The sequence below is a fragment of the Streptomyces sp. NPDC032091 genome (assembly GCF_055580265.1).
Map to the genome: position 1 here is coordinate 19,218 of NZ_JBVILR010000024.1, position 23,931 is coordinate 43,148.

Genomic DNA, 23,931 nt, shown 5'->3' on the forward strand with positions numbered 1-23,931 from the left:
GTGGAGGGTGGCGGTCCATGCAGACCATCTGGCTCAGCGGGGCCGAATGGCTCGCCGTGCTGCGCATAGGCCTCGGCCTGTGGTGGCTGGAGAGCTGGCGGCACAAGGACAAGAAGGGCTGGTTCGAGCGCGGCACCGGCATCGCCTGGGCCGCCGACGTCGCGGGCAGGCACCGGTGGTCCTTCGTCCGGAGCGGCTTCGCGGCCGTCGTCCAGCCGCGCGCGCGGCTGATGGCGTACGTCGTCGTCTACGCGGAACTCGCCCTGGGCCTCGGTCTGGTGCTGGGATTCCTGACCCCCGTCGCCCTGATCGGCGGGCTGCTGCTGAACCTGCTCTACCTGCTGCTCATGATCCACGACTGGGCCGAACAGGGGCAGAACGCGATGATGGCGCTCATCTCGGGCGTCGCGTTCCTCGCCATGGCCTGGCAGACCTGGTCCCTCGACGCTGCGATCGGACTCTTCCTGTGAGCGCTGCGCGGTACGACCTCCCCGAGGTCGACGAGTTCACCCGCCCCTACTGGGACGCCGCCGCCGGGGGACGGCTGCTGCTGCGGCGGTGCGCCGACTGCGGGCGCGCCCACCACTACCCGCGTGAGTTCTGCCCCTTCTGCTGGGCCGGTGAGGACCGGGTGGCCTGGGAGGAGGCGAGCGGCCGCGCGACCCTCTACACCTGGTCGGTGATCCACCGCAACGACCTGCCGCCCTTCGGCGAACGGGTCCCGTACACGGCCGCCGTCGTGGACCTGGAGGAGGGGCCCCGGATGATGACCGAGGTCGTCGACTGCCCGGCGGGGGAGCTGCGCGTCGGCATGCCGCTGCGGGTGGCCTTCCGGGAGGCGGCCGAAGGGCTGTGGGTCGCGGTGTTCCGTCCCTGAAGGGGCGGTTTGTTCGGACGTCGAGCTCTGAAAACCCTCAACTCTCTTGTCCGCACAGCGGACGGACCGACAGGATCGAGCCAGGCAAAGCGCCACCGCACATCCTCTGACCAGGGATGTTCCACCCCACGGGCTGAAACCGTGCGGTGTGGGGCGGGGCGCGGGAAACGCCTTCTGTGCTCAATGAGGGGAAATTCGGAAATGATGAGCATTTCGCGCAAGCTGAAGACGGGCGCCGTCGCCGTCGCCGCCACCATCGCCCTGCCGGTCCTCGGCCTGGCCACCGCCACGCCCGCCGCCGCCGGCAGCTGCGACTTCGGCGGCGGCGGTGGCAGCTGCACCTCGCGGTTCGTCCCGACGGAGTCGAACTGCGCCGGCATCTTCGCCTACCTGCGCTCGCACGGCGGGAACATCGGCGCGATGAGCAACACCTTCCAGGACGAGTGGCGCCAGTGCGCCGCCGCCCGCATCGCCGGCGGCTTCGGCAAGGGCTGACCAGGGCCCCGGTCCACCGGACGGCGCCCCCGCGGACTCCCGCGGGGGCGCCGTCCCGCGTCGCGCCGCCGGAGCGGGCTCGCGGCCGGAGCGGGCTCACGGCCAGAGCAGCTCGCGGGTCCAGGTGTCCGGGCCGCCGCGGCGGTAGCGCAGGCGGACGTGGCGGCGGGCGGCGTCGCCCTGGAAGAACTCCGCCTCGGACGGCTCCAGTACGTAACGGGTCCACGTCGGCGCCGGGGCGTCCGGCTCCGCGCCGGCCCGCTCCCAGGCCGCGGCCGAAGCCTCCACCAGCTCCTCCCGGGAACCCAGGACCTCGCTCTGCCGGCCCGTCAGCGCGGCCGCCAGCGCACCGCGCGAACGGACGGCAAGGTCCGCCCGGCTCTCCCGCTCCCCGCACGCGGTGACCCGGCCCCGCACGCGGACCTGCCGGCCGACCGCCGGCCAGTAGAAGACCAGCGCCGCCTCCGGCCGCCCGGCCAGCTGGCGGCCCTTGGCGCTGGTGGCGTGCGAGGCGAAGTGCCAGCCCCGCCGGTCCGCCTCGTGCAGCATCACGATCCGCACGTCGGGCCGGCCGTCCGCGTCCGCCGTCGCCAGGCCCATCGTGTGCGGCTCCGCCTGCCCCGCCCGGGCCGCGTGCACGAGCCACTCCCGGAACAGCTCCACCGGCTCCGCGGGCGCCGACGCCGCGTCGAAGGCGGGCAGGGCGGTGTCCCAGACGCGCAGGGAGTGCAGGACCTCGTGGAACTCGGAGTCAGCGACCATGCCGCCAGGCTAACGGCGCCCCCGCAGGCTGACGGCGCCCCCGGCTAGGGTGCCGGTCATGGACATGCACAGAGTCGCCGGGTGGGCGCTGGTCGCCGTGGCCGGGGCCTGCGGGGCGGCCGCCTTCGCCGCCGCGCGCCACGACCGGCCCGGCGGGCCGGCCCTCGCGGCCGAGCTCAACCATCCGGTGCTCCTCGGCGCCCTGGCCGCCCTCGCCCTCACCGGGGCCGCCCTGCTCCGCTCCCGCCGCCCGGCGGTGCGCAAGGGCGCCGCCCTCGGCCTGGCGGGCGCGGCCGTCGCCGGGGTGCTGGCCGTCCCGGCGTACGCGGTGGTGACCGACCCGTTCCCCGACCTGGAGTGGGACGTCGCCGCCCCCGACGGCTCCGGCCGCCGCCTGGTGGTGGAACGGGGCCTCGGATTCGGCGACCCGCCCTGGAGCATCCACATCGACACCGGCCCGCTGCCCACGGCACGCCGCTGGCCGGTGGCCTCGTACACCCCCGCGTACCCCAGGGGCGTCCTGGAGGCGCAGTGGCGGGACGCGTCCCACATCCGGCTGATCGACTTCGACCACGGCCACCACGTCGTGCGCATCGCCCCCGACGGCCGGCCCCTCGACGCGCTGGACTGGTAGCCGCGGCCCCGAGCCCGCCCGGATCAGGCGATCGGGACCGCCGTGCCCGTCACCTCGATGCCCGCCGCCGGGTCCGCCGGCACGCCCACGGTGATCAGGCTCGGGCGGCCCATGTCCACGCCCTGGTGGACGGTGAGGACCGCCGGCACCTCCACCAGGCCCAGGCTCCGCAGGTACCCGCCCAGCGCGGCCGAGGCCGCACCGGTCGCCGGGTCCTCGACCACGCCCCCCGGCGGGAACGGGTTGCGGGTGTGGAAGACCGTCGGCGACTCGCGCCGGACCAGGGTGATCGTCGTCCAGTCACGGCGGGCCATCAGCGCGCCCAGCGCCGCCATGTCGTAGTCGAGGTCCGCCAGCCGCTCCCGGCTCGCGGCCGCGATCACCGGGTGCCAGGCCCCCGCGTACGCAGCCCGGGGCGGCAGCTCCGGGTCCAGGTCGGCGGCCGACCAGCGCAGCGCGGCCAGCAGCTCCGCCAGGTCCGCCGCGGAGATCTCGGCCGTGCGCGGCGCCACGCTCACCAGCGTGGCGACCACCGCCCCGTCCGGACCCGCCGAGGTGGTCACCGGCACCGGACCCGCCCCGGTGTGCAGCAGCAGCTCGCCCACCCCGTACCGCTGGGCGTGGGCGACGGCCGTGGCGATGGTGGCGTGCCCGCAGAACGGGACCTCGTTCTGCGGGCTGAAGTAGCGGATGTCGAGCTCCCGGTCCTGCCGGGGCACCACGAACGCCGTCTCCGAATAGCCGACTTCGGCTGCCGTGGCGGCCATCGCCGCCTCGTCCATGCCGGTGGCGTCCAGCACCACACCCGCCGGGTTCCCGCCGAGCGGGTCGGTGCTGAAGGCCACGTAGCGCAAGAGATCCATGCACGGAACGTAGTGGGGTGCTCGCGCGGGCGTCAAAACCCCTGGGACGAAATGGCGTTGGTATGTCAGGTCGGCCGCTCAGGCCCAGGTCAGCAGCCGTCCGTTGGTTCCGATGCCCACCGCGAACCCCAGCGCGATCCGCCGCGCCCCGCGGCTCGGCCGCACCGCGTGGAAGAACCGCGGGTCCAGCAGCAGCGCCTCCCCGACCTGCGGGGCCAGCTCGATCGACTCGGCGCCCCGCACCACCGTCTCGTCGTACCCGTAGTACGCCGACAGCCGGTGCGCCTCGTCCTGTGGCTGCCAGCGGTGACGCCAGATGACCGTCTCGCCGCCCTCGGGCGGCACGCTCAGGTACAGGTTGAACGCGAACTGCCCCATCAGCGGCACGTCCAGCAGGTCCCCCTCGTACTCGCGCAGGGCGTCGTCGAAGTGCACCTGGAACCCCTGGTTCGGCTCCCGGGCCACCCCGTCGCCCATCGCCCGGCCACCCCTGCGGCCGACCTCCACCCCGCCCGGCCAGGCCGCGGCGAGCGCCTCCCGGCTCGTACGGAACGGGTCGAAGGACAGGCCCAGCCCCCGCCAGGCCTCGTGGTGGCCCGCCAGCGCCTTCCAGTAGCCCTCGCCGACCCCGCCGTCCGCCATGTGGTCGCTGACGCCCACCCCGAACCGCATCACCGGCGGATCGATGCGGGCCTGCTGGTACGAGTCGAACGGCCGCGCCTCCAGCGCCCCGAGGACCTCGGCGCACCGCTCCGGCGAGAGGAAGCCGGGCACCCGCACCGCCGCGCAGCGTCCGGCGGCGAGACCGGCGAGCAGCTCGTGGGTGAAGGCGGGCGCGGTGACCGCGCGGAAGAACGGGTCGTGCGGCGGTTCCGGGGCGGCGGTCAACACGCCCTGCGTGGATCGTTCTGCTTGTTCTGACGTCATTCGACGGCCCCCCGGGCGCTCGGAAAGACAACAGAGAACAACAGCACTTACACGGGATGCGTCCCACTGGTCGTACGGAAGGCGGACTTGGCGTCGAGTTCCAGCGCCTGCCGTCCGGCCTCCAGGGCCTCCATCGCGAGCCGCCGGCCGGCCTCCGCCTGGAGCTCCTCCAGGGCGCTGCCCGGCTCCCCCCATCTGAGGGACCGGTCGTCGTTCGTATCGGCCGGGACAGTGGTCATCGGCGGACCTCCGCGCATTTCGGTGTGGGACGCGTCACACAGGGTGAGGCACCGTCAGGCTACGCGCAAGCCCGCACCGGCCGCCGGGATTCCACCCGAACGGCCGATACATACCGGGTTTTGACTGTCCTTCAGGTGGGCATCTCGCGCAGCGTCTTCTCCAGGAGCGCCCTGGCCTGCACCGACAGCGGATGCTCCGAGGTCACCACCCGGTCCAGGTCCCGCACCAGGACCTTCAGCTGGTTCACCGCTTCGGGCGTACGCCCCCGGATCCCCAGCAGCACCAGCACGAACGTGAACCGGAACCGCATCACCAGGTTCGAGTCCGGCGGCTGCGACGCGTCCCGCAGCGCCGCCCGGATCACCTGCTCCGCCTCGTGGGCCCGGTCCTGGCGCAGCAGCGCGTGCGTCAGCGTCTCCCGCGCCCGCAGGATCTCCGGCGTCGACGGCGGCCAGTGGTTGCGCCGGCTGATGTCCAGGATCTGCCGGGCCTCCGCCTCCGCCTCCGCGTGCGAACCGAGGGCGAGCATCGTACGGGCGAGGGTGTTGCGCATCACCAACGTGTCGTAGTGCTCCCGGCCCCGCACCTCGTTCTCCGCCGCCACGATCGAGCGCAGCATCACCTCCGCCTCGCCCTCCCGCCCGGACTGCTCGTTGATCGCACGGGCCAGCTTGTGCCGGCTGGCGAGGGTGTCGGCGTGGTTCTCGCCCAGGATCCGCGTCCGCGCCCCCACCACCCGCTCCAGCACCCGCTCCGCCTGCGGCAGCTGCTCCCGGTCCAGGTGGATACGGCCCTGCTCGTGGCGCAGACCCAGGATCTCCCGGTCGTCGGCGTCGAACCCGAAGGTGCCGCAGCGCTCCACCATCGGCAGCACCAGGTCGTACGCCGACCCCAGCAGCCCCGTCGCGATCAGATAGCGGGAGGTCAGCCGGGCCAGCTCCAGGGCCTCGGAGCGCACCGTGCGGTCCGAGAGCTTGAGGTCGCCGAGCAGGCAGGCGCGGGACACCTCCATCGCGTGCGGGGCGAGCGCCGCCCACAGCGGCCAGTTCGCCGGGTGGTCGGGATTGCGCAGATGGGTCGCCGACAGCACCAGCTGCACGGCCAGCCCGTAGTAGTCCGCGGACCGCTCCCGCACCTCCCCGTCCTCGCGCAGCACCCCGTGCACCACCGGGTGCAGGGTCAGCACGTGGGCCAGGTCGCGTTCCGCGACGCCCTCCCGCTCGTACGCCTCCACCAGCCCGAACTCCTCCAGCCCGGCGAGGGCGGCGCCGGTGCGCGCCGGGGTCACGCCGGGGAAGAGCGGGGAGCGGGCGAGCGCCGGGCCGGACAGCAGGCACCGGTAGGGGATCGGGGCGATGCTCAGACAGGCGAACACCTTCAGCAGGGACGCCGCCTGCCCCAGCTCCCGCTCGGCCAGCAGGTCCAGGGCGATCCCGCAGGACTTCTCCACGATCTCCCGCCCCAGCAGCTCGCTGAGGTCCGGCCCCTCCTGGCCCGCCGCGAAGTCGACGCGGGCGGAGACCGTGGCGCGGAAGGCCTCGAAGTCGCGGATGTCCGTGGCCAGGGAGATCCGGCTCTCGCTGACGGCCCGGACCACGTCGGCGGCGTGGCGCAGCGCCAGCGGCAGCCCGCCCAGCTCGCGCGAGAGGCGGCGCGCCTCCTCGTTCGTACCGCCCAGACCGCCGGTCCGCTCCAGCAGCATGGACGCGCCGTCGGTCTCGTCCAGCAGCGGGACCGGCAGGACGCGCGTCCAGTCGCCCCAGGCCTGCTGGCGGCGTACCTGGCTGGTGACCACCACCGTGCCGCGGGCGTTCTGCGGCTTGCGCAGCCAGCCCGTCCCGCTGGACACCGGGCCGTCGCGCGGGCCGAGGCGGTCGGGGTCGTCCGCGTTGTCGAAGACCAGCAGCCAGGGGTCGGGGCACGCGTTGAGCAGTGTCCAGACCAGGTCCATGGCCGTGCCCAGCAGCCAGGCCCGCTCCACCGTGATCGACGGGGCGCCCAGGTCGCGGGCGATCATCCGCATCCGCAGGCTCAGCTCGGGCATCGACACCCACCACACCCGGCGCCCGTCGCGCTGCGCCCGGTCGGCCGCCTCCAGGGCGAGCCGGCTCTTCCCGGACCCGCCGACCCCGGCGAGTACGTGGACCTGCCGGCGGGCCTGCTCCGACAGCAGGTCCGCGACCAGCCCGAGCCGCTCCTGCCCCTTCAGCTGGCCCTCGTCCAGCTGCCCGTACGGGGGCGGCGGGAACGGCGCCAGGTCCGGCTCGCCGGCGGCGGGCGCGGGCAGCTCGGGCCGGCCGTCGGGCTGGCCGGGGGAGCGCGGGGAGAGGTCCCCGAACCCGGCCTCCGCGCCGTCCCCCCGGGCCACCCGCTCCAGCGCCTTCCGGACGGCGAGGTAGGAGGCGGCGGTGCGGTCGGCGGGCCGGACGATGGAGAGGTGGTCGGCGGTGACCACCCCGCCCTGGGGGAACACGCCGCGCGCGACGACCGGCGGCACGATGTCGTCGGCCGACCCGCCGTAGGCGCGCACGGGGATCGGACACTCCTGGTCGCCGTGGGCGCGGGCGTGCACCACGGCGCTCAGCACCGTCCGCTGCGCCTCGGTCACCGCCCGGTCGAAGGGGCGCAGCTGCTGCTCCTGGGGCTGCTGGCGGACCGTGAGCCCCGCGCGGACGGTGAGGAAGAACCCGGAGCCGGTGTTGGGGCAGGCGAACATGGTGAAGTGCTTGATGCGGTGCAGGTCGCGCCCCTCGCCGTTCCACAGCTTCCGGGCGAGGAAGCGCTGGACGACGAGGCCGCCCTGGCTGTGGGTGACGATGACGATCCGCTCGGCGTCGGCGAGTTCGGTCTCCAGGAAGGTGCCGAACCGGTCGGCGATGTCGTCGGTCTCGGCGACCCGCCGGTCGGGGGACAGCCGTACGAGGGGGGAGTCGTACCGGAAGCGGTGGACGCTGAGCCAGCCCGCGAGTTCGGGGTCGGTGGTCAGGAGCCCGTGGAACGCCGTCCACACCCGTGCGGAGGAGAACAGGCCGTGCACCAGCACGAGGTGGACGCGTGTCCGTGCCGCCATCGCGAACCTCCGCAGCCATGAAGGGTGTTGAAGCAGATGGAATTCGGTCGCAGATGAAGAAGAACCGGCCGGGTCAATGATGCATGAGGCGCGACCGGGCGAGCCACAACGGGACGCGCCCGGAAACGGGACGGCAGGGGCGGACCGCCCCCTCCCGGCGGATCCACCCCGCGCCCGGCCCCCGCCCCGGCACCCCGCTTCCCCGGCACCCCGCTTCCCCGGCCCCCACTTCCCCGGCGCCCCGCCTGCCCCGGCACCCCGCCCCCCGGCACCGTCCCGCGCGCCTCCGACGACGCACCTGCCGGTTGCTGACGACTGGCGGCGGCGCGAGACTGGTGGTATCGGCGTGAAACGGCCGCCGCCGCACGACGCGAAATTCCCCCTCCCATCAAATGATGAATTGTCAAATGATGAATTCTTAACCGTCGGTCCTCTCGCTCAGGAGGTTCCCCATGAGCAGGACCCGCCCGATCAACTGCATCATCCCTCCGTACATTCTCGACAAGCTCCTGGAAAGCCCGGACAACGAGGTGCGCCAGGCCGCCCTGGCCACTCTGCTGACCACCGCACGTCTGCGGGGTGAACGCACGGTCCGGGCGTCCCTCGGGGGCGCGACCGCCTCCCCCGGTGCCGGCCGGCGCACCATCTTCGACTGCGATGAGGGGGTGACCCTGCCCAGCGCGAAACTGGTCAGGACGGAAGACGGACCGGAGTCCGCGGACACGGCGGTCGACCGGGCCTTCGAGGGCCTGGGCCTGACGCGCGACTTCTACCAGGAGGTCTTCCAGCGCAATTCGATCGACGACCAGGGAATGCGTCTGGTCGGTTACGTCCATTACGACGTGCAGTTCAACAACGCGTTCTGGGACGGCCAGCAGATGATCTTCGGTGACGGGGACGGAAAGGAGTTCAGCAGCCTCACCGGATCCCTCGACGTGATCGGCCACGAGCTGACGCACGGCGTCACCGAGAACACCGCCGGACTCGAGTACCACAACCAGTCCGGGGCCCTGAACGAATCGATGTCGGACGTATTCGGTTCACTGGTCAAGCAGTGGTCGCTGAAGCAGAAGGCGGAAGAGGCGGACTGGAAGATCGGCGCCGAGGTGTGGACCCCGGGAATCGCAGGTGACGCCCTGCGATCGCTGAAGGAGCCGGGGCAGGCGTACAACAATCCCCAGTTCGGCAAGGACCCCCAGCCCGACCGCATGAGCAAGTTCATGCACCTGCCCGACTCGCCGAGGGGGGACTCCGGCGGGGTGCACTACAACTCCGGCATCCCGAACAAGGCGTTCTACCTGGCCGCGGTGGGCATCGGCGGGTTCGCGTGGGAGGGCGCCGGGCGCGTCTGGTACGACGCGCTCAGGGCGTCGGCCGCCGACGCCACCTTCCAGGACTTCGCGGACACCACCTTCCAGAAGGCCGGGGACCTGTTCGGCGTCGGCAGCCCCGAGCAGTCGGCCGTGCTGGCGGCATGGGCGGGGGTGGAGATCCAGATCAGCGGCGTCCCGAAGGCCCGGGCCTTCGCCGTCAACGGGAACGGCCGCGTGGGCCGGGAGGACGGCATCGCGGCCCTGTCCCGCCAGCTCGGGGAGCTGAACGCCAAGGTGGCGGGCCTGGCCAAGGACCTGGCCGCGCTGAAGGGCAACAGGTGAGGCCGACGCCGGTGCCCCGGGCCGGGCGCGGGCCGCGCCCGGCCCCGTCACCCCCGTCCCAGCAGTACCGTTCCCGATGAGCAGAACCAGCCTCCCGTGCCCGAGGCCAGGGCCACCTCCGGGAGGTCCGTGCCGCCGCGCTTCGTGACCTGGCGGGCCGGCCCCGCCTCGCCGCGGAGCTGGCGGACGGCCTCCACCAGGAGGAACAGCCCGCGCATGCCCGGGTGGCAGGCCGACAGGCCGCCGCCGTCCGTGTTGACCGGGAGCTCCCCGTCCCGCAGCAGGCGGCCCTTCTCCACGAAGGCGCCGCCCTCCCCCTTGGCGCAGAAGCCGAGGTCCTCCAGCGTCACCAGGGTCATGTACGTGAAGGCGTCGTAGATCTCGGCGAGGTCGACGTCCGCGGGGGTGAGGCCCGCGCGGGCGAAGGCCAGGCGGCCCGAGACGGCCGCGGGGGAGACCGTGAAGTCCTCCCACTCCGACATCGTGGTGTGGGAGACGGAGGTGCCCGTGCCCAGGACCCAGACGGGGGTCTTGGCGCTGTCCGGGACGTACTCCTCCGCCGCCAGGAGCACCGCGCAGCCCCCGTCGGAGCGGATGCAGCAGTGCAGCTTGGTGAAGGGGTCGGCGATCGGGTCGGACGTGAGGACGTCCTCGACGGTGATCGGGTCGCGGAACATCGCGTCCGGGTTGGCCGCCGCGTTCGCGCGGGCCTGGACGGCCACCGAGGCGAGCTGCTCCAGCGTCGTCCCGTACTCGTGCATGTGCCGGCGCGCGGCCATCGCGTACTTCGCCACCAGCGTGTGCCCGTACGGCACCTCGAACTGGAGCGGCCCCCGCGACCCGAACGACAGGTTCGACGTGCGCCGCCGGGCCTTGACGTCGGCGCGGGCCGTCGACCCGTAGACCAGCAGGACGGCGTTGGCGTGGCCGGCGGCGATGGCGTCGGCGGCGTGGGCGGCCATCACCTCCCACGTGGAGCCGCCGACGGACGTCGAGTCGACCCAGGCGGGCCGCAGGCCGAGGTACTCGGCGACCTCCACCGGGGCGAGGACGCCGAGGCCGGCCGAGGCGAAGCCGTCGATGACGGAGCGGTCCAGGCCGGAGTCGGCCAGGGCCCGGCGGGCGGCCTGCGCGTGCAGCGCGTAGGGGGTCGGGCCGTCGACCCGGCCGCAGTCCGAGAGGGCGACGCCGACCACCGCGACCCGGCGGCGGGGCGCGGGAAGGGACGGGGACACGGGCGGTGCAGACAGGGGTCCAGGCATGGGAGGACGGTACATCTGACGATACGTCAGATGTAACCCCGCACCCCGCGCCGTCCGCCGCCCCCACCCCCAAGCCGCGTCCTCCGCACCCTGTGCATCTCGTCCCCGCCGCCCTAACATGACGCCCCGTCAGAAACGGGAGGAGCCTCGACGATGGATGCCGCCTTCACCGCGGAGCAGGACGAGATGCGCCGTACCCTGCGCGAGATCCTGGGCAAACACTGCGGCCCGGACGAGGTCAAAGCCGCCGTCCGGACCGACGCCGGACACGACCCCGGGCTGTGGCAGCAGCTCTCCCGGCGGCTGGGCCTGCCCGGCCTGGCCATCGCCGAGGAGTACGGCGGCGTCGGCTGCGCCCCCGCCGACCTGGCGCTGGCCTGCGAGGAGACCGGGCGCGTGCTGCTGCCCTCCCCGCTGCTGGCCACCGCCGCCCTCGCCGCCCCGCTGGTCGCCGCCCTCGGCACCGCCGCCCAGCGCTCGGCCCTGCTGCCCGCGCTCGCGGCCGGGGAGCTGACCGCCGCGCTCGCCGTTCCGGGCCCCGCCCTGTCCACCGTCCTCGCCCTGACCGGCGACAACGCCCCCGGCGACTGGGCCGGCGGGGGCCGCGCGGGCGGGGTGCAGGCCCGTGCCGGCGCCGACGGCTGGCGGTTGTACGGGGAGGTCGCCCAGGTCCTCGACGGACACAGCGCCGGCCTGCTCCTGGTCGCCGCGCACACCGGCGGCTTCGCCCGGGCCCGGACGCTGCTGTTCCTCGTACGGGGCGACGCGCCCGGACTCGTCCGCACCCGGCAGACCACCCTCGACGAGACGCGCCCGCAGGGCCGCGTCCAACTGCGCGACGTCCCGGCCGAACTGCTCGGCACCGACCACGTCCCCGACGCCGCCCCCGGACCCGCCCCCGACCCCGCCCCCGACCCCCTCGCCGCGCTGGCCGTCGCCGGCCGGCACGCCGCCGCCGTCCTCGCCGCCGAGGCGGTCGGCGCGGCCGGGCAGGCGCTGGCCCGCACCGTGGAGCACGTACGCCGGCGCGAGCAGTTCGGGCGGCCCGTCGGCTCCTTCCAGGCGGTCAAGCACCGCCTCGCCGACCTCTACGTCCAGCTCCAGGCGGCCCGCTCCGCCGCCTACTACGCCGCCTGGGACCCCGAGCAGGGCGGCCTGGCCCTCGCGCAGGCCCTGGAGGCCCTGCGGACCACCGCGGGCGAGGCCATCCAGCTGCACGGCGGCATCGGCTTCACCTGGGAGCACGACGCCCACCTCTACTTCAAGCGGGCGGCCGCCGACGAACTGCTCTTCGGCCCGGTCCACCGGCTCCGCGGGCACGCCGCGCAGCGGGCCGGCCTCTTCGCCGCGCCCGGCCCGGCGACCCCCGACCCCTCCGCGACCCTCCAGAAGGCGGCCGTCTGATGGCTCCCGGCGCGACCCTCCCCGTCAAGCTCATGCAGAAGGTCTCCTCGACCCTCCTCTTCGCCAGGATCGCCCCGCACTTCATCCCCGCCATGGACAAGGCGGTCCACCGCCTCACCGGCGGAAAGGTGCTGCTCAGTGCCCGGATGCTGCCCGGGGTGATCCTGACCGCCCGGGGTGCGAAGAGCGGTGAGCCCCGCACCACCCCGCTCGCGTGCATGCCGGAGGGCGGAGGTGCGAGCTGGCTGCTGATCGGGTCCAACTTCGGCCGCCCCGGCCACCCGGCCTGGACCGGGAACCTGCTCAAGAACCCGGACGCGGACGTGAACTGGCAGGGGCGGGACATCGCGGTACGGGCCCGCCTGCTGGAGGGGGCCGAGCGGGCGGAGGCGTGGCGGGCGGTGCTGAGGTTCTGGCCGCCGTACGCGACGTACCAGGCGCGCATCGAGCGCGAGATCAGGCTGTTCCGCCTGGAGCGGCGCTGACCGCGGGCGTACGGGGGCCTGCGCCGGCGGCGGACCCCCCGGTGGGGTCCGCCGTCACCTGGTCGGCTTCTTGCCGGTGATGCCCAGGTGCACCAGCAGGGCCAGGTTGGGCTTGAGTTCGGCCTGCTTGACGCCCCAGGTCTGGAAGCCCTTCTGGTGCGAGGCGACCGCGGCCAGCATCGCCACCAGGGAGCCCGCCATCGCCGCCGGGCTGAGCTCCTTGTCGACCTTGCCCTTGGCCTGGAGCTCCTTCATGGACTCCGTAAGGGAGTTGGTGACCGAGTTCAGGATCTTCATGCGGATCTTGTAGAACCGCTTGTCGCCCTCGGCGGCGCCGAGGTCGACCACGCGCAGGATCGCGTCGTTGCGCCGCCAGAAGTCCAGGAATCCTTCGACGAGTTCCTCGGCCGCCGCCCAGCCGGCCTTGCCGACCCAGTTGCGGCCCTCGACGAGCGCCGTCAACTGGGCGCCCTCCGTGGCCATGTGCTCGGCGATCTCCAGGACGGCGCCTTCGACGTCCGGGAAGTACTGGTAGAAGGTGGCGGGGCTGGTACCGGCCTTGCGCGCGACGTCGATCACCTTGACGTCGCGGTACGGCGAGGAGCTGAGCATCTCGCTGAGGCAGTCGAGCAGCTTCTGCCGCGTCGCCTGGCCGCGCCGGCCGGCGACACGCCCGTCGACGGTGCGTACTTGTCCTGTCATGCCGTCAGCTTACCGAGGGGGCTCCGGCGCGCTATTCGGCCGCCTGCAAATGGGGTTACGGCCTTGCCGACCAGCCCGGGAGCGTTCGCGGGGCCTCTCGCGGCAGCGGATTCCGGCCGCGCCGGGGGCCGGGGCGCCCGCTGCGGGAACCGCGCGTCCGCCCTTACTCCCCTGCCTGCGCGCGACCGGCGCACCCCGCTCCGTATCGCGGCTTATCCCCCGAATAGTCTTATCAACAGGGTGTGGACAACCTTTCGGGCGGACCATGTCCAACAGGGATGACCCAGCACAAATGGAAGGAACCTCCCCATGGTCGCATTCGCGGAAGGCTCCCCCTGCTGGGTCGACGCCTCGCTCCCCGACGTGGAGGCGGGCAAGCGCTTCTACGGCGAGCTCTTCGGATGGACCTTCGGCGAGAGCGCGGGCCCCGCGTACGGCGGCTACACCCAGGCCTACCACCGCGGCCGCAACGTCGCCGCCCTCGCCCCCAAGCCCGACGGCCGCATGCCCACCGTCTGGGGCGTCTACCTGTACACCTCCGACGCCTACGCCTGCGCGGCCCGCATCCGCGCCGCCGGCGGCCAGATGGTGATGGACCCGCAGCCCGTCGGCCCCTACGGCACCGCCGCACTGGCCGCCGACCCCGGCGGGGCCGTCTTCGGGCTCTGGCAGCCCGGCACCCACCACGGGTTCGAGGCGCAGGGCGAGCCGTACACCTACTGCTGGGCCGAGCTCTACACCCGCGCCCGCGACGCGGTCGACGTGTTCTACGCCACCGTCTTCGGCTATGTCCCCGAGGACCAGGGCGACCCCGGCGCCCCCGCCGAACCGGCCGCCGAGTACCGCCTGTGGTCCCCGCCCGGCACCGCGCCCGGCGCCGCCACCGCCATCCTGGGCCGCAGCCTGATCACCGACGCCTTCCCGGAGATCATGCCCGCCCACTTCCTGGCCTACTTCGCCGTCCCCGACTGCGACGCGAGCGTGGCCGCGGCGCAGCGCCTCGGCGGCCGCGTCACCGCCGATCCGTTCGACACGCCGTACGGCCGGATCGCCGTCGTCGCCGACAATCAGGGGGCCGTCTTCGCCCTCCTGTCGGAGCCGCGCGGCGACGGAGACCCGGAGCCGGGGCCGGACCAGGCGCGGGCCTGACAGAATCAGGATTGCGCGACTCCCGGCCACGGGCCCGGAGTCGGACAGCGGGCCCGGGCAGAGGGCCCGTACGGGGAGGTGTGGAGGCGAGTGGTGGAGCAGCTGACGCAGCACGACCCGAGACGGATCGGCCCCTTCGAGGTGCTGGGACGGCTCGGAGCCGGCGGCATGGGGCTGGTCTATCTCGCGCGGTCGGCGTCCGGCCGGCGCGTCGCGATCAAGACGGTGCGCACCGAGCTCGCCGAGGACCAGCTCTTCCGCGTGCGCTTCACGCGCGAGGTGGAGGCGGCGCGCGCGGTGTCCGGCTTCTACACCGCGGCCGTGGTCGACGCCGACCCGCGCGCGGCCGTGCCGTGGCTGGCGACCGCGTACGTGCCGGCGCCCTCGCTGGAGGAGATCGTCAACGAGTGCGGGCCGATGCCCGTGCAGGCCGTACGGTGGCTCGCGGCCGGCATCGCCGAGGCGCTGCAGTCCATCCACGGCGCGGGCCTGGTCCACCGCGACCTGAAGCCGTCCAACGTGCTGGTCGTCGAGGACGGACCGCGCGTGATCGACTTCGGCATCGCGAGCGGCGTGTCCAACACGCGGCTGACCATGACGAACGTGGCCGTCGGCACCCCCGCCTACATGTCGCCGGAGCAGGCGAAGGACTCGCGCAGCGTCAAGGGCGCCAGCGACGTGTTCTCGCTCGGCTCCACCCTCGTCTTCGCCGCGACCGGGCACCCGCCGTACCACGGGGCGAACCCGGTCGAGACGGTGTTCATGCTGCTGCGCGAGGGCCCCAACCTCGACGGGCTCCCGGACGAGCTGCGACCGCTGATCGACTCCTGCATGCAGATGGACGCCACCCAGCGCCCGACCCCCGCCGACCTCCAGGCGCAGCTCGCCCCGCACCTCTTCGACGGCGGCGACGACAGCGGGACCGCCTCGGCGTGGCTCCCCGCGCGGGCCGTTGCCATGATCGAGGCCCGGCGCGCCGGCCACCGTACGCCCGCCCCCGGCGTGCCCTCGCCCGGCGGCCCCTCGCAGGCGCCCCGCGGCGGCTCCGCGGCCGCGCCCGCCTCCGGGCACGCGCCCGCCCCCGGACACTCCTCGGCGCCGCCCCTGTCGGGCCCCGCCACGCACCGCAGGCCCGTGCGCGGCACCGCCGACCCGTTCACCGACCCGCGGACCGGGCAGGCCGTGCCGCCGCGCCCCGACCGGCCGCCGATGGCCCCCGTCTCCGCGCCGTCGGGGGCGCCCGTGCACCTCGGTGCCTCCCCGGTGCCGATCGGCCCCGGCCCGCGCGCCACGGCCTCCGCCCCGGCGGGGCTCGCCGCCGCCGACTCGGCGACCGGCTGGGTGCGGCCGCCGGCCGGCGTGTCGGCGTCCGCCGCGGCCCCGGTGGCGACCCCGTCCGTACCGGCTCCCGGTCCGTCGCCGGACAGCGGGCGCTGGCGGCCGTGGCGCTTCCGCATGTCGAACGAGGTGTGGGGGACCCCGACCGTCGCGGGCGACCTGCTGTACGTGACCTCCTTCGAGGTGCACGCCCTGGACGTGGGCAGCGGCCGGCGCCAGTTCAAGACCCGTGACGTCGCCTGGTCCATGGCGGTCGCCGACGGCCGCATCCACGCCTCCGACGGGCCCTCCCTCTTCGCCCTCGACGCCGGGGACGGCTCCGAGCGGTGGCGGCTGAACGCCGACGCCTGGGTGTACGCGCTGCGCGCCGAGCGGGGCACCGTGGTCACCGCCACGCGCGGCGGCGGCGTCCAGGGCTGGGAGGCCTCCAACGGCCAGAAGCTGTGGGAGCTGAGCGGCGCCCAGTCCGACTTCGAGACCCCGGAGGCGGCCCCCGTCCTCCACGACGGCACCGTCTACGTCTGGCAGGACGCCCGGCTGCGCGCCCTCGACGCCCGCTCCGGACTGGAGGCCTGGTCCTACCCGGTCGGGGACGCCGCTTCCTGCGGCAACGTCCCGGTCCGCGTCACCCCGGCCCCCGACGGCAACGTGTACGTGGCCGCCGGCACCCGGGTGCTGTCCGTGGACCGGGCCTCGGGCCGGGTCCGCTGGCACTTCGAGGCGCCCGCCGTCTTCCTGGCCCCGCCCGCGTTCGCGCCGGGCCCGGCGGTCACCGGCGGCGGGGTCTACCTCGCCGACTACCTGGGCACCGTCTACGCCCTGGACGCCGCCACCGGCAAGGACCGCTGGCGCATCGCCACCGAGCCGCGCCCGGCGGCGGACCCGGTGCTGGTGGCGGGCGGCAACGTCCACCTGGGCGCGGGCAGCGCCCTCTACACGCTGGACGCGGTCACCGGCACCCCGAAGTGGCGGTTCGCGGCCGGCGGGGAGATCACCGGCTCGCCGGTGGTCGCGGACGGCCGGGTCCACTTCGGGTCGGCCGACCACTGCCTCTACACCCTGGACGCGGCGGGCGGGCAGCTGCGCTGGAAGCTGGCCACGGGCGGCGAGATCACCGGCGCGCCGGTGGCGGAGGCGGGCGTGGTGTACGCGTGCAGCAAGGACCGCTGCGTGTACGCCCTGGACGCCGCCAAGGGCACGGGCACCCGTACGGGAGGCTGACGGGCGGGGCCGGGGTGGGCCCGTCCCCCACCCCCCGAACCCGCCCGGAACGCCCCTTATGGGCGCCCTGGGGGAGGGTTCCCGGGCCCCGCCGGGTCGCGTTCCGCACCGGGAGTGACAGGATGGGACCCATGAGCAACGTCTTCTTCGACATCAACATCAACGGCGCCCCCGCCGGCCGCATCGTCTTCAACCTGTTCGACGATGTCGTCCCGCAGACCGCGCGCAACTTCCGCGAGCTGGCGACCGGCCAGAACGGCTTCGGCTACGCCGGCTCCGGCTTCCACCGCATCATCCCCCAGTTCATGCTCCAGGGTGGTGACTTCACCAACCACAACGGCACCGGTGGCAAGAGCATCTACGGCGAGAAGTTCGCGGACGAGAACTTCAACCTGAAGCACGACCGCCCGTACCTGCTGTCGATGGCGAACGCCGGCCGCAACACCAACGGCTCGCAGTTCTTCATCACCACCGTCGTCACCCCGTGGCTCGACGGCAAGCACGTCGTCTTCGGCGAGGTCGTCGAGGGCCAGGCGCTGGTCGACCAGATCGAGGCCCTGGGCTCGCAGTCCGGCGCCCCCAAGGGCAAGGTCGAGATCGCGGCCTCCGGCGTCGTCGACGCCGCCTGATCCCCTTCACGGACGCCGACGGCCCCGCCCCCTCCGGGGGGCGGGGCCGCCGCCGTTCCGGGGGCGCCCCGAGCGGGATCTTCGGTGTCGGTGGCCGCTGGTAGCGTGGCCCGCCGTTGTCCTCGGGGGAAGGGATCGCGCCATGGTGGCCGGTCGTCATGTGAAGTTCACCGCAGTGATCGTCGGTGTCGTGCTCTCGCTCAGCGGGTTCTCGGCCCACGGCAGGCACGGCGGCAGCGGCGGCGGCCACGGCTGCTCGTCCGGCAAGAGCAGCCACAGCAGCAGCAACGGCAGCAACGGCAGCAACGACAGCACCACCGGGGGCGGCACCGGCACCGGCAAGAGCAGGAAGAGCGACGCTCCTGCGCACGCGATGGTCGTCTCCTGCGCCGCGCCCGGCCGTGCGAAGGCCGTCCTCCAGGTCACGTCCGACCTGGACACCCAGCGCACCGTCGACGTCCCGCTCACCTTCGAGGGCAACGCGGGCACGGTCGACCGGACCTCCGTCCGCGTCACGCTGAAGCCCCGCGAGACCCAGACGGTCACCGTCGCGCTGCCGAACCCCGGCAAGGTGAACGACGTCCAGCGCTGCCAGGTCGGAAGGATCGGCTGACCGGCTGACCGCTACGGCCGGTCGCCCGGCCCCCACGGCTCGGGGTCCGCGGCCGACGGCCGGGCCAGGGGGTCGAGGTCCAGGTCGCGGGCACGGGGCCGGCGGCGCCGCCCGCGCATGACGGCCGCCGCCAGGAGCAGCAGCGCGCCCGCGCCGAAGGCGCTCGCGAGCCCGTCGCCCAGGCCGTGCCCCTCGGCGCCGCCAACCGACAGCCCCCCGGCCGCCTGGCCCTGGCGGACCATCCACAGCACCGCCACGCCGAGCACCACCACGCCCGCCAGGGCCATGAGCAGCCGTGAGCGGCGGAGGACGGCGAGCAGCGTGAGCAGCGCCGCGCAGAGCATCGGCAGCAGCAGCGAGCCCAGCAGGGCGGGCGGGTCGGTGGTGACGCCGGAGCCGGAGAACAGCTCCTCGATGCGGTAGTCGCGGCCGGGCCGGCCGTCGTACCAGGCGCGGAAGGGGCTCCAGACGGCGGCGGTCGCGCCGATCAGACCCATGAGCGCGCCGATTGCGTTGCGGATCATGCCCGGCCCTCCGGGGTAGGGGTCGTGATCCCGACGCTAGCCCGGGGTCCCCGGGCCCGCACGCCGGTCGTGGCGTCCGGGACCGGCCCGGGGACGGCCGAGCCGGCCGGTGCCTCAGGAGGTGGCGCGGGCCGCTTCGACGCGGGTGCGCAGCGCCTCGTTCATCGCGGTGAAGTTGCGGGCCGTTCCCTCCAGCAGCCTGCCGAGGAAGGGGACCAGCAGGCCGCGGAAGCGTTCGCCGTGCTCCAGCCGGGTGGTGCGGCCCGGGCCCTCGGAGAGCCGGAAGAAGTGCTCGCCGTCGAAGAGGCCGCGGACGAGGAAGTGCCCCGTCCAGCGCAGCTCCGCCGCGGGCACGCAGACCCCGACCCTGGGGTGGAAGGTGGTCGGCTTCCCCGACTCCGCGTACATGGTCAGCCGGATCCGCTCGCCCGGCGCGACCTCGCCGCCGGCCTGCTGGATGAACGGGTTCCAGACGCAGTAGCGGGGGAGGTCGGTCAGGACCTGCCAGACCTCTTCGGGGGTCGCGTCGATGATGATCTCGGTGGTGATGTGGCGTCGCATGTGCCGTGTTCCTCGTGGTGACGTGGTGCTCTCACCGAAGGGACGCGGGGTGTGCGGCTGCCGCCGGGTTCGGTGCAGGGATGCAACCACGGATCCGCTGCCGGGGGACCTCGGGAGGGGAGGTCTTCGCTGGTGGCGCAGAGAGCGGAGTGGAGCCTTCCGGGTGTGCGGTGGTGAATGCCGACACGTCGGGCGGCCGCCGCGTGCCGGTCAGCGCAGCCGGAACTCCGTCCCCGGCCGGCGCCCCGCGAACAGCTCCGCCTGGCGGCCGGGCGGGAGGTTCCCCAGGGCGATCAGGGCCGGGGCCTGCGCGAGGGCCTGCTGGAGCGCGGCCTGCTTCGCCGACCACAGCGCCCGTACGGTGCCCTGCACGCCCTCCGTCGGGAACGAGGCCAGCGTCCGGGCCGACCGCAGGGCCGCCGCGAGCAGCTCGCCCGGCTCGGCCAGCTCCGAGACCAGCCCGATCTCGTACGCCCGTCGCGCGGAGAGCCGTTCCGCCGTGCCCATCAGGGACATCCGGGCGACCTCCCCGAAGGGCATCCGCTGGGCCATGTACACGGCCTCGTAGGCGCTGACCATCCCGTACGAGGTGTGCGGGTCGAAGTAGGTGGCGGTGGTGGCCGACACGATGAACTCGGCCTCGCCCAGCAGGTAGAAGGCCCCGCCGCAGGCCATGCCGTTGACGGCGGCCACCACCGGCTTCCACAGGTCGTTGGCCTTCGGCCCGATCGCGACCAGCGGGTCGTCGACCGAGTACGGGGACGCCGGCTGCGGGACCTGCGCCGAGCGGTCGATCCCGGTGCAGAACGCGGCCGTGCCCGCGCCCGTCACCACCACCGCCCGCACCTCCTCGTCGAAGCGGAACTCCCGCCAGACGGCCGCCAGTCCGGCCGCCGTGTCCAGGTCGATCGCGTTGTGCCGCGCCTCCCGGTCCAGGGTGACGACCGCGACCCCGCTCTCCGCGTCCCGCTCCACCCGCAGCGTCACGGCTTCTCCAGGATCCAGCGCGGCACGGCCATCCCGCCCGTCTCGGTGAACACCACCTGTACCCGCGCCCCGATCCGCAGCCGGGCCGGGTCCACCGAGTCGAGCGGGGCGTCGGCGGAGCTGACCACGTTCCCGGCCAGCCGGATGTGCGGGGCGTCCGCGAGCTCCACCAGGACCACGTTGTACGGGGCCTGCGCCGCGTACGCCGGCAGCAGCGGGGGGTGCGGCAGGACGTAGGACCAGATCCGGCCCCGCCCGCTCATCGGGCGCCACTCGGAGTCGAAGGACCCGCAGTGCGGGCAGCAGGGCCGGGGCGGGAAGCGGAGCCTGCCGCAGGAGGCGCAGGCCTGGACGCGGAGCTCGCCGCGGGCGGCGTACTCCCAGAAGGGGGCGCCGTCCTCGTCGGGGACGGGGAGCAGCAGCCGGTGTTCGCCGGCGTCGGGGGCGGTGGTCATCGGGCGACTCCTCGATGCGGGATTCAGGCGCGGAGCAGGATCGCGGACGTGGGGACGCCCTCGCCCGCCGTCACCAGGCAGGTCGCGGCGTCCGGCACCTGGGCGGTGGAGGTGCCGCGCAGCTGCTTGACGCCCTCGTTGATCAGGTTGAAGCCGTGCACGTACGCCTCGCTGAGCCCGCCGCCGCCGGTGTTGATCGGGAGCCGGCCGCCGATCTCCAGGGCCCCGCCCTCGGTGAAGGCGGCGCCCTCGCCGCGCCCGCAGAAGCCGTAGCCCTCCAGGGAGAGCGGGATCAGCGGGGTGAAGGCGTCGTAGATCTGGGCGACGTCCACGTCGGCGGGCCCGAAGTCGGCCTGCTTCCACAGGTGCCGGGCGGCGGTCCAGGCGGGGCCGGACAGCGGGTCGTCGTTCCAGTAGTTGACCATGCCGTGGTGCTGGGCGGGCAGGCCCTGGGCGACGGAGTGCACGTACACCGGCTTCTGGCGGCAGTCGCGGGCCCGCTCGGCGGAGACGATCACGCAGGCCAGCGCCCCGTCGGTCTCCAGGCAGTTGTCGAAGAGGCAGAGGGGGTCGCTGATCATGCGGGAGGTCATGTACATCTCGCGGGTCAGCGGGCGTTCGTACATCATCGCGGCCGGGTTCTCGTTGGCCCGGTTGCGGCAGGCCATCGCGACGTTGAAGAGGTGGTCGCGGGTGGCCCCGTACTCGTGCATGTAGCGGCGGGCCAGCATGCCGATCTCGTCGGCGGGCCGCAGCAGCCCGAAGGGGCGGGTCCACTGGCCGGGGGTGGGCAGCTGGACGGCGGTGTTCTTCCAGGGGCGCGGGCCGGAGCCGCGCTTGCGGGAGCGCCAGGCGACGCCGACGGTGGCCTGGCCGGTGGCTATGGCGGCGGCGAGGTGGCCGACGGTGGCGCAGGAGCCGCCGCCGCCGTAGCCGACCTTGGAGAAGAAGGTGACGTCGCCGGCGCCGATGGCCTTGGCGACCTCGACCTCGTCGGTCTCCTCCATCGTGTACGAGGCGAAGGCGTCGACCTCGCCGGGGGCGATGCCCGCGTCGGCGAGCGCCGCCAGGATCGCCCGGCAGGCCAGTTCCTTCTCCGGGGCGGGTAGCCGCTTGGCAAAGGGGGTCTGGCCGATGCCGACGATTGCCGTAGCGTCCTTGAGCGTTGCCGCCATCGCCACCTCCGGGGTGCGCCGGTACTGCTGACAGCCGCGAAGGCTACAGCTAATCTGACGGATAGTCAGCTACTGGGTTCCAAGGGAGGGGCGGGCGATGGACCGAGCCGGCTACGAGGACCACGGCGACCCGGCGGATCCCGCCGACGCGGCCGACCCGCGGGGGGATCTGCGCTGGGGAAGCGTCGCCGCCCTCGTGCGGGACGCCGCCCGCCGCCACGCCGGTCGGGAGGCCGTCGTCGACGGGCGCACCCGCCTCGACTACGCCCAGCTCGGCGAGCGTGTCGAACGGGCCGCCGCCGCCTGCCTCGCCGCCGGCGTCGAACCCGGCGACCGGGTCGCCGTCTGGGCCCCCAACACCGTCGACTGGATCGTCTCCGCCCTCGGCGCCGTCACCGCCGGCGCGGTCCTCGTACCGCTCAACACCCGTTTCAAGGGCGCCGAGGCCGCCTACGTCCTCCGGCGCAGCCGCGCCCGCCTCCTCTTCGTCACCGGCACCTTCCTCGGCACCTCCTACGTCGCCTCCCTGCGCCGCGCAGCCGCCGAAGGCACCGGCACCGGAACCGGCACCGGACCACTGCCCGGGCTGCCGCACCTCGAACAGGTCGTCGTCCTCGCCGACGACGCCCCCGCCGACTTCCGCACCTGGAAGGACTTCCTCGCCGGCGGCGACGGCGTCCCGGCCGCCGCCGTCCGCGCCCGCGCCGACGCGATACCCCCCGACGCACCGTCCGACATCATCTTCACCTCCGGCACCACCGGCAGCCCCAAGGGCGCCGTGATCACCCACGCCCAGACCCTGCGCTGCTACGCCGTCTGGAGCGAGCTCGCCGGACTGCGCGAGGGCGACCGCTACCTGATCGTGAACCCCTTCTTCCACACCTTCGGCTACAAGGCCGGGATCATCGCCTGCCTGATGCGCGGCGCCACGATGGTCCCCCAGCCCGTCTTCGACGTGGACACCGTCCTCGCCAACATCGCCGCCGAGCGGATCTCCGTCCTCCCCGGCCCGCCCACCCTCCACCAGTCGCTCCTCGACCACCCCCAGCGCGACCACCACGACCTGTCCGCGCTGCGCCTGGTCGTCACCGGGGCCGCCGTCGTCCCCCTCCAGCTCGTCGAACGGCTCCGCGCCGAACTCCGCATCGCCACCGTCCTCACCGCCTACGGGCTCTCCGAGGCCAGCGGCATCGTCACCATGTGCCGGCGCGGCGACCCCGCCGAGGTCATCGCCGCCACCTCCGGCCGGGCCATCCCCGACACCGAACTCCGCATCACCGGCCCCGACGGCACCGCCCTCGACCCCGGCACCCCCGGCGAGGTCTGGGTGCGCGGCCACCACGTCATGCGCGGCTACTTCGAGGACCCCGAGGGCACCGCCCGCACCCTCACCCCCGAAGGGTGGCTCCGCACCGGCGACGTCGGCGTCCTCGACGGCGGGGGCAACCTGCGCATCACCGACCGGATCAAGGACATGTTCATCGTCGGCGGCTTCAACGCGTACCCCGCCGAGATCGAGCAACTCCTCGGCCTGCACCCGGACATCGCCGACGTCGCCGTCGTCGGCATCCCCGACCCCCGCCTCGGCGAGGTCGGCAAGGCCTACGCCGTCCGCCGCCCCGGCTCCACCCTCACCGCCGACGACCTGATCGCCTGGTCCCGCCGTGAAATGGCCAACTACAAGGTCCCCCGCGAGGTGGAGTTCGTCCCGACCCTCCCGCGCAACGCGAGCGGCAAGGTCCTGAAAACCCGACTCCGCTCCCCCCACTGACCCCGCCGGCCTCCCGACCTGCCACCCCGGCTCCCCCGGGGAAGGGCCAAAGGGGGGGGGGGGGGGGGGGGGGAGCGGGGAGAGGTACGAAGAGTGAAGCAGGGTGGGTCTGGGGACGAAGTTGAGGGACGG

Annotated in this window: 24 protein-coding genes; 12 read left to right on the plus strand and 12 right to left on the minus strand. The window is 74.0% G+C overall.

The genetic code is table 11. The features are described from left to right. Positions 1-17: 17 nt before the first annotated feature. The 3 genes from ACZ5NJ_RS30590 (at position 18) to ACZ5NJ_RS30600 (ending at position 1,372) form a co-directional block, all read left to right on the plus strand. Entirely contained in the window at positions 18-470 is a 453-nt protein-coding gene (locus tag ACZ5NJ_RS30590) for a DoxX family protein (protein ID WP_468769038.1), read from the plus strand. After that, positions 467-877 (plus strand): Zn-ribbon domain-containing OB-fold protein, encoded by a 411-nt coding sequence (locus ACZ5NJ_RS30595; RefSeq protein ID WP_468769039.1) that lies wholly within the window; start codon positions 467-469, stop codon positions 875-877. The genes ACZ5NJ_RS30590 and ACZ5NJ_RS30595 overlap by 4 nt, the downstream gene beginning before the upstream one ends. Before the next feature lie 201 nt (positions 878-1,078). Continuing rightward, on the plus strand, positions 1,079-1,372 hold the full coding sequence (locus ACZ5NJ_RS30600) for a hypothetical protein (RefSeq protein ID WP_468769040.1): 294 nt from the start codon (positions 1,079-1,081) through the stop codon (positions 1,370-1,372). 96 nt (positions 1,373-1,468) lie between these two features. Here the strand turns inward: ACZ5NJ_RS30600 and ACZ5NJ_RS30605 are convergent, their stop codons facing one another. Then, a complete protein-coding gene (locus ACZ5NJ_RS30605; RefSeq protein ID WP_468769042.1) occupies positions 1,469-2,134 on the minus strand; it encodes a pyridoxine/pyridoxamine 5'-phosphate oxidase in 666 nt (221 codons plus the stop codon). 58 nt (positions 2,135-2,192) lie between these two features. Between ACZ5NJ_RS30605 and ACZ5NJ_RS30610 the strand changes: the two genes are divergently transcribed. After that, the gene (locus ACZ5NJ_RS30610) at positions 2,193-2,768 is read left to right on the plus strand and encodes a hypothetical protein (RefSeq protein WP_468769044.1); all 576 of its coding nucleotides are present in this window, start codon (positions 2,193-2,195) and stop codon (positions 2,766-2,768) included. A gap of 23 nt (positions 2,769-2,791) precedes the next feature. On the opposite strand, the gene ACZ5NJ_RS30615 is transcribed toward ACZ5NJ_RS30610, so the two are convergent. From ACZ5NJ_RS30615 to ACZ5NJ_RS30630, 4 genes are all read right to left on the minus strand, one after another. Further along, positions 2,792-3,631, minus strand: coding sequence for a PhzF family phenazine biosynthesis protein (locus ACZ5NJ_RS30615; protein ID WP_468769046.1), 840 nt, complete (start codon positions 3,629-3,631; stop codon positions 2,792-2,794). Positions 3,632-3,709: 78 nt separating this feature from the next. Further along, positions 3,710-4,519 carry a 2OG-Fe(II)-dependent halogenase WelO5 family protein gene (locus tag ACZ5NJ_RS30620; RefSeq protein WP_468769047.1) on the minus strand — a complete coding sequence of 270 codons (810 nt, stop codon included), beginning with the start codon at positions 4,517-4,519 and terminating at the stop codon, positions 3,710-3,712. 86 nt (positions 4,520-4,605) lie between these two features. Beyond that, on the minus strand, positions 4,606-4,797 hold the full coding sequence (locus ACZ5NJ_RS30625) for a hypothetical protein (RefSeq protein ID WP_468769048.1): 192 nt from the start codon (positions 4,795-4,797) through the stop codon (positions 4,606-4,608). A gap of 131 nt (positions 4,798-4,928) precedes the next feature. Further along, complete coding sequence (locus ACZ5NJ_RS30630) at positions 4,929-7,868, minus strand: alpha/beta hydrolase (protein WP_468769049.1); 2,940 nt, start codon at positions 7,866-7,868, stop codon at positions 4,929-4,931. A gap of 452 nt (positions 7,869-8,320) precedes the next feature. On the opposite strand from ACZ5NJ_RS30630, the gene ACZ5NJ_RS30635 reads away from it, so the two are divergent. Next, a complete protein-coding gene (locus ACZ5NJ_RS30635) occupies positions 8,321-9,523 on the plus strand; it encodes a M4 family metallopeptidase (protein WP_468769051.1) in 1,203 nt (400 codons plus the stop codon). A 47-nt stretch (positions 9,524-9,570) separates the two neighbouring features. On the opposite strand, the gene ACZ5NJ_RS30640 is transcribed toward ACZ5NJ_RS30635, so the two are convergent. Then, positions 9,571-10,785 (minus strand): thiolase C-terminal domain-containing protein, encoded by a 1,215-nt coding sequence (locus tag ACZ5NJ_RS30640; RefSeq protein ID WP_468769052.1) that lies wholly within the window; start codon positions 10,783-10,785, stop codon positions 9,571-9,573. A 153-nt stretch (positions 10,786-10,938) separates the two neighbouring features. On the opposite strand from ACZ5NJ_RS30640, the gene ACZ5NJ_RS30645 reads away from it, so the two are divergent. Next, positions 10,939-12,189 (plus strand): acyl-CoA dehydrogenase family protein, encoded by a 1,251-nt coding sequence (locus tag ACZ5NJ_RS30645; RefSeq protein WP_468769054.1) that lies wholly within the window; start codon positions 10,939-10,941, stop codon positions 12,187-12,189. After that, entirely contained in the window at positions 12,189-12,674 is a 486-nt protein-coding gene (locus tag ACZ5NJ_RS30650) for a nitroreductase family deazaflavin-dependent oxidoreductase (protein WP_468769055.1), read from the plus strand. Before ACZ5NJ_RS30645 ends, ACZ5NJ_RS30650 begins: the two co-directional genes overlap by 1 nt. Before the next feature lie 54 nt (positions 12,675-12,728). Here the strand turns inward: ACZ5NJ_RS30650 and ACZ5NJ_RS30655 are convergent, their stop codons facing one another. Further along, positions 12,729-13,376 carry a TetR family transcriptional regulator gene (locus tag ACZ5NJ_RS30655; RefSeq protein ID WP_358895160.1) on the minus strand — a complete coding sequence of 216 codons (648 nt, stop codon included), beginning with the start codon at positions 13,374-13,376 and terminating at the stop codon, positions 12,729-12,731. 309 nt (positions 13,377-13,685) lie between these two features. Here ACZ5NJ_RS30655 and ACZ5NJ_RS30660 point away from each other — a divergent pair, with 309 nt between their 5' ends. The 4 genes from ACZ5NJ_RS30660 (at position 13,686) to ACZ5NJ_RS30675 (ending at position 18,326) form a co-directional block, all read left to right on the plus strand. Further along, positions 13,686-14,525, plus strand: coding sequence for a VOC family protein (locus tag ACZ5NJ_RS30660; RefSeq protein ID WP_468769057.1), 840 nt, complete (start codon positions 13,686-13,688; stop codon positions 14,523-14,525). Between the two features lie 90 nt (positions 14,526-14,615). After that, positions 14,616-17,084, plus strand: a complete 2,469-nt coding sequence (gene afsK / locus ACZ5NJ_RS30665; RefSeq protein WP_468769059.1) for a protein serine/threonine kinase AfsK — start codon at positions 14,616-14,618, stop codon at positions 17,082-17,084. Between the two features lie 131 nt (positions 17,085-17,215). Continuing rightward, complete coding sequence (locus ACZ5NJ_RS30670; protein WP_468769061.1) at positions 17,216-17,713, plus strand: peptidylprolyl isomerase; 498 nt, start codon at positions 17,216-17,218, stop codon at positions 17,711-17,713. 142 nt (positions 17,714-17,855) lie between these two features. Continuing rightward, entirely contained in the window at positions 17,856-18,326 is a 471-nt protein-coding gene (locus ACZ5NJ_RS30675; protein WP_468769062.1) for a hypothetical protein, read from the plus strand. Positions 18,327-18,337: 11 nt separating this feature from the next. Here the strand turns inward: ACZ5NJ_RS30675 and ACZ5NJ_RS30680 are convergent, their stop codons facing one another. The 5 genes from ACZ5NJ_RS30680 to ACZ5NJ_RS30700 form a co-directional block, all read right to left on the minus strand. Continuing rightward, positions 18,338-18,850, minus strand: coding sequence for a hypothetical protein (locus ACZ5NJ_RS30680; RefSeq protein ID WP_468769063.1), 513 nt, complete (start codon positions 18,848-18,850; stop codon positions 18,338-18,340). Positions 18,851-18,964: 114 nt separating this feature from the next. Then, positions 18,965-19,411 carry an SRPBCC family protein gene (locus tag ACZ5NJ_RS30685; protein WP_468769065.1) on the minus strand — a complete coding sequence of 149 codons (447 nt, stop codon included), beginning with the start codon at positions 19,409-19,411 and terminating at the stop codon, positions 18,965-18,967. A gap of 210 nt (positions 19,412-19,621) precedes the next feature. Next, positions 19,622-20,398 carry an enoyl-CoA hydratase/isomerase family protein gene (locus ACZ5NJ_RS30690; protein WP_468769066.1) on the minus strand — a complete coding sequence of 259 codons (777 nt, stop codon included), beginning with the start codon at positions 20,396-20,398 and terminating at the stop codon, positions 19,622-19,624. Continuing rightward, entirely contained in the window at positions 20,395-20,853 is a 459-nt protein-coding gene (locus ACZ5NJ_RS30695; RefSeq protein ID WP_468769067.1) for a Zn-ribbon domain-containing OB-fold protein, read from the minus strand. Before ACZ5NJ_RS30695 ends, ACZ5NJ_RS30690 begins: the two co-directional genes overlap by 4 nt. A gap of 23 nt (positions 20,854-20,876) precedes the next feature. Then, positions 20,877-22,028, minus strand: coding sequence for a lipid-transfer protein (locus ACZ5NJ_RS30700; protein ID WP_468769069.1), 1,152 nt, complete (start codon positions 22,026-22,028; stop codon positions 20,877-20,879). Positions 22,029-22,125: 97 nt separating this feature from the next. Here ACZ5NJ_RS30700 and ACZ5NJ_RS30705 point away from each other — a divergent pair, with 97 nt between their 5' ends. Beyond that, positions 22,126-23,799, plus strand: a complete 1,674-nt coding sequence (locus ACZ5NJ_RS30705; RefSeq protein ID WP_468769070.1) for a FadD3 family acyl-CoA ligase — start codon at positions 22,126-22,128, stop codon at positions 23,797-23,799. The last annotated feature ends 132 nt before the right edge of the window (positions 23,800-23,931 follow it).

Coding starts and splice junctions, on each gene's coding strand:
- ACZ5NJ_RS30670 (WP_468769061.1), top strand. CDS start 17,216: ATGAGCAACGTCTTCTTCGACATCAACATCAACGGCGCCCCCGCCGGC.
- ACZ5NJ_RS30685 (WP_468769065.1), bottom strand. CDS start 19,411: ATGCGACGCCACATCACCACCGAGATCATCATCGACGCGACCCCCGAA.
- ACZ5NJ_RS30610 (WP_468769044.1), top strand. CDS start 2,193: ATGGACATGCACAGAGTCGCCGGGTGGGCGCTGGTCGCCGTGGCCGGG.
- ACZ5NJ_RS30705 (WP_468769070.1), top strand. CDS start 22,126: ATGGACCGAGCCGGCTACGAGGACCACGGCGACCCGGCGGATCCCGCC.
- ACZ5NJ_RS30605 (WP_468769042.1), bottom strand. CDS start 2,134: ATGGTCGCTGACTCCGAGTTCCACGAGGTCCTGCACTCCCTGCGCGTC.
- ACZ5NJ_RS30635 (WP_468769051.1), top strand. CDS start 8,321: ATGAGCAGGACCCGCCCGATCAACTGCATCATCCCTCCGTACATTCTC.
- ACZ5NJ_RS30700 (WP_468769069.1), bottom strand. CDS start 22,028: ATGGCGGCAACGCTCAAGGACGCTACGGCAATCGTCGGCATCGGCCAG.
- ACZ5NJ_RS30655 (WP_358895160.1), bottom strand. CDS start 13,376: ATGACAGGACAAGTACGCACCGTCGACGGGCGTGTCGCCGGCCGGCGC.
- ACZ5NJ_RS30590 (WP_468769038.1), top strand. CDS start 18: ATGCAGACCATCTGGCTCAGCGGGGCCGAATGGCTCGCCGTGCTGCGC.
- ACZ5NJ_RS30615 (WP_468769046.1), bottom strand. CDS start 3,631: ATGGATCTCTTGCGCTACGTGGCCTTCAGCACCGACCCGCTCGGCGGG.
- ACZ5NJ_RS30645 (WP_468769054.1), top strand. CDS start 10,939: ATGGATGCCGCCTTCACCGCGGAGCAGGACGAGATGCGCCGTACCCTG.
- ACZ5NJ_RS30680 (WP_468769063.1), bottom strand. CDS start 18,850: ATGATCCGCAACGCAATCGGCGCGCTCATGGGTCTGATCGGCGCGACC.
- ACZ5NJ_RS30695 (WP_468769067.1), bottom strand. CDS start 20,853: ATGACCACCGCCCCCGACGCCGGCGAACACCGGCTGCTGCTCCCCGTC.
- ACZ5NJ_RS30625 (WP_468769048.1), bottom strand. CDS start 4,797: ATGACCACTGTCCCGGCCGATACGAACGACGACCGGTCCCTCAGATGG.
- ACZ5NJ_RS30650 (WP_468769055.1), top strand. CDS start 12,189: ATGGCTCCCGGCGCGACCCTCCCCGTCAAGCTCATGCAGAAGGTCTCC.
- ACZ5NJ_RS30660 (WP_468769057.1), top strand. CDS start 13,686: ATGGTCGCATTCGCGGAAGGCTCCCCCTGCTGGGTCGACGCCTCGCTC.
- ACZ5NJ_RS30675 (WP_468769062.1), top strand. CDS start 17,856: ATGGTGGCCGGTCGTCATGTGAAGTTCACCGCAGTGATCGTCGGTGTC.
- ACZ5NJ_RS30640 (WP_468769052.1), bottom strand. CDS start 10,785: ATGCCTGGACCCCTGTCTGCACCGCCCGTGTCCCCGTCCCTTCCCGCG.
- ACZ5NJ_RS30630 (WP_468769049.1), bottom strand. CDS start 7,868: ATGGCGGCACGGACACGCGTCCACCTCGTGCTGGTGCACGGCCTGTTC.
- ACZ5NJ_RS30600 (WP_468769040.1), top strand. CDS start 1,079: ATGATGAGCATTTCGCGCAAGCTGAAGACGGGCGCCGTCGCCGTCGCC.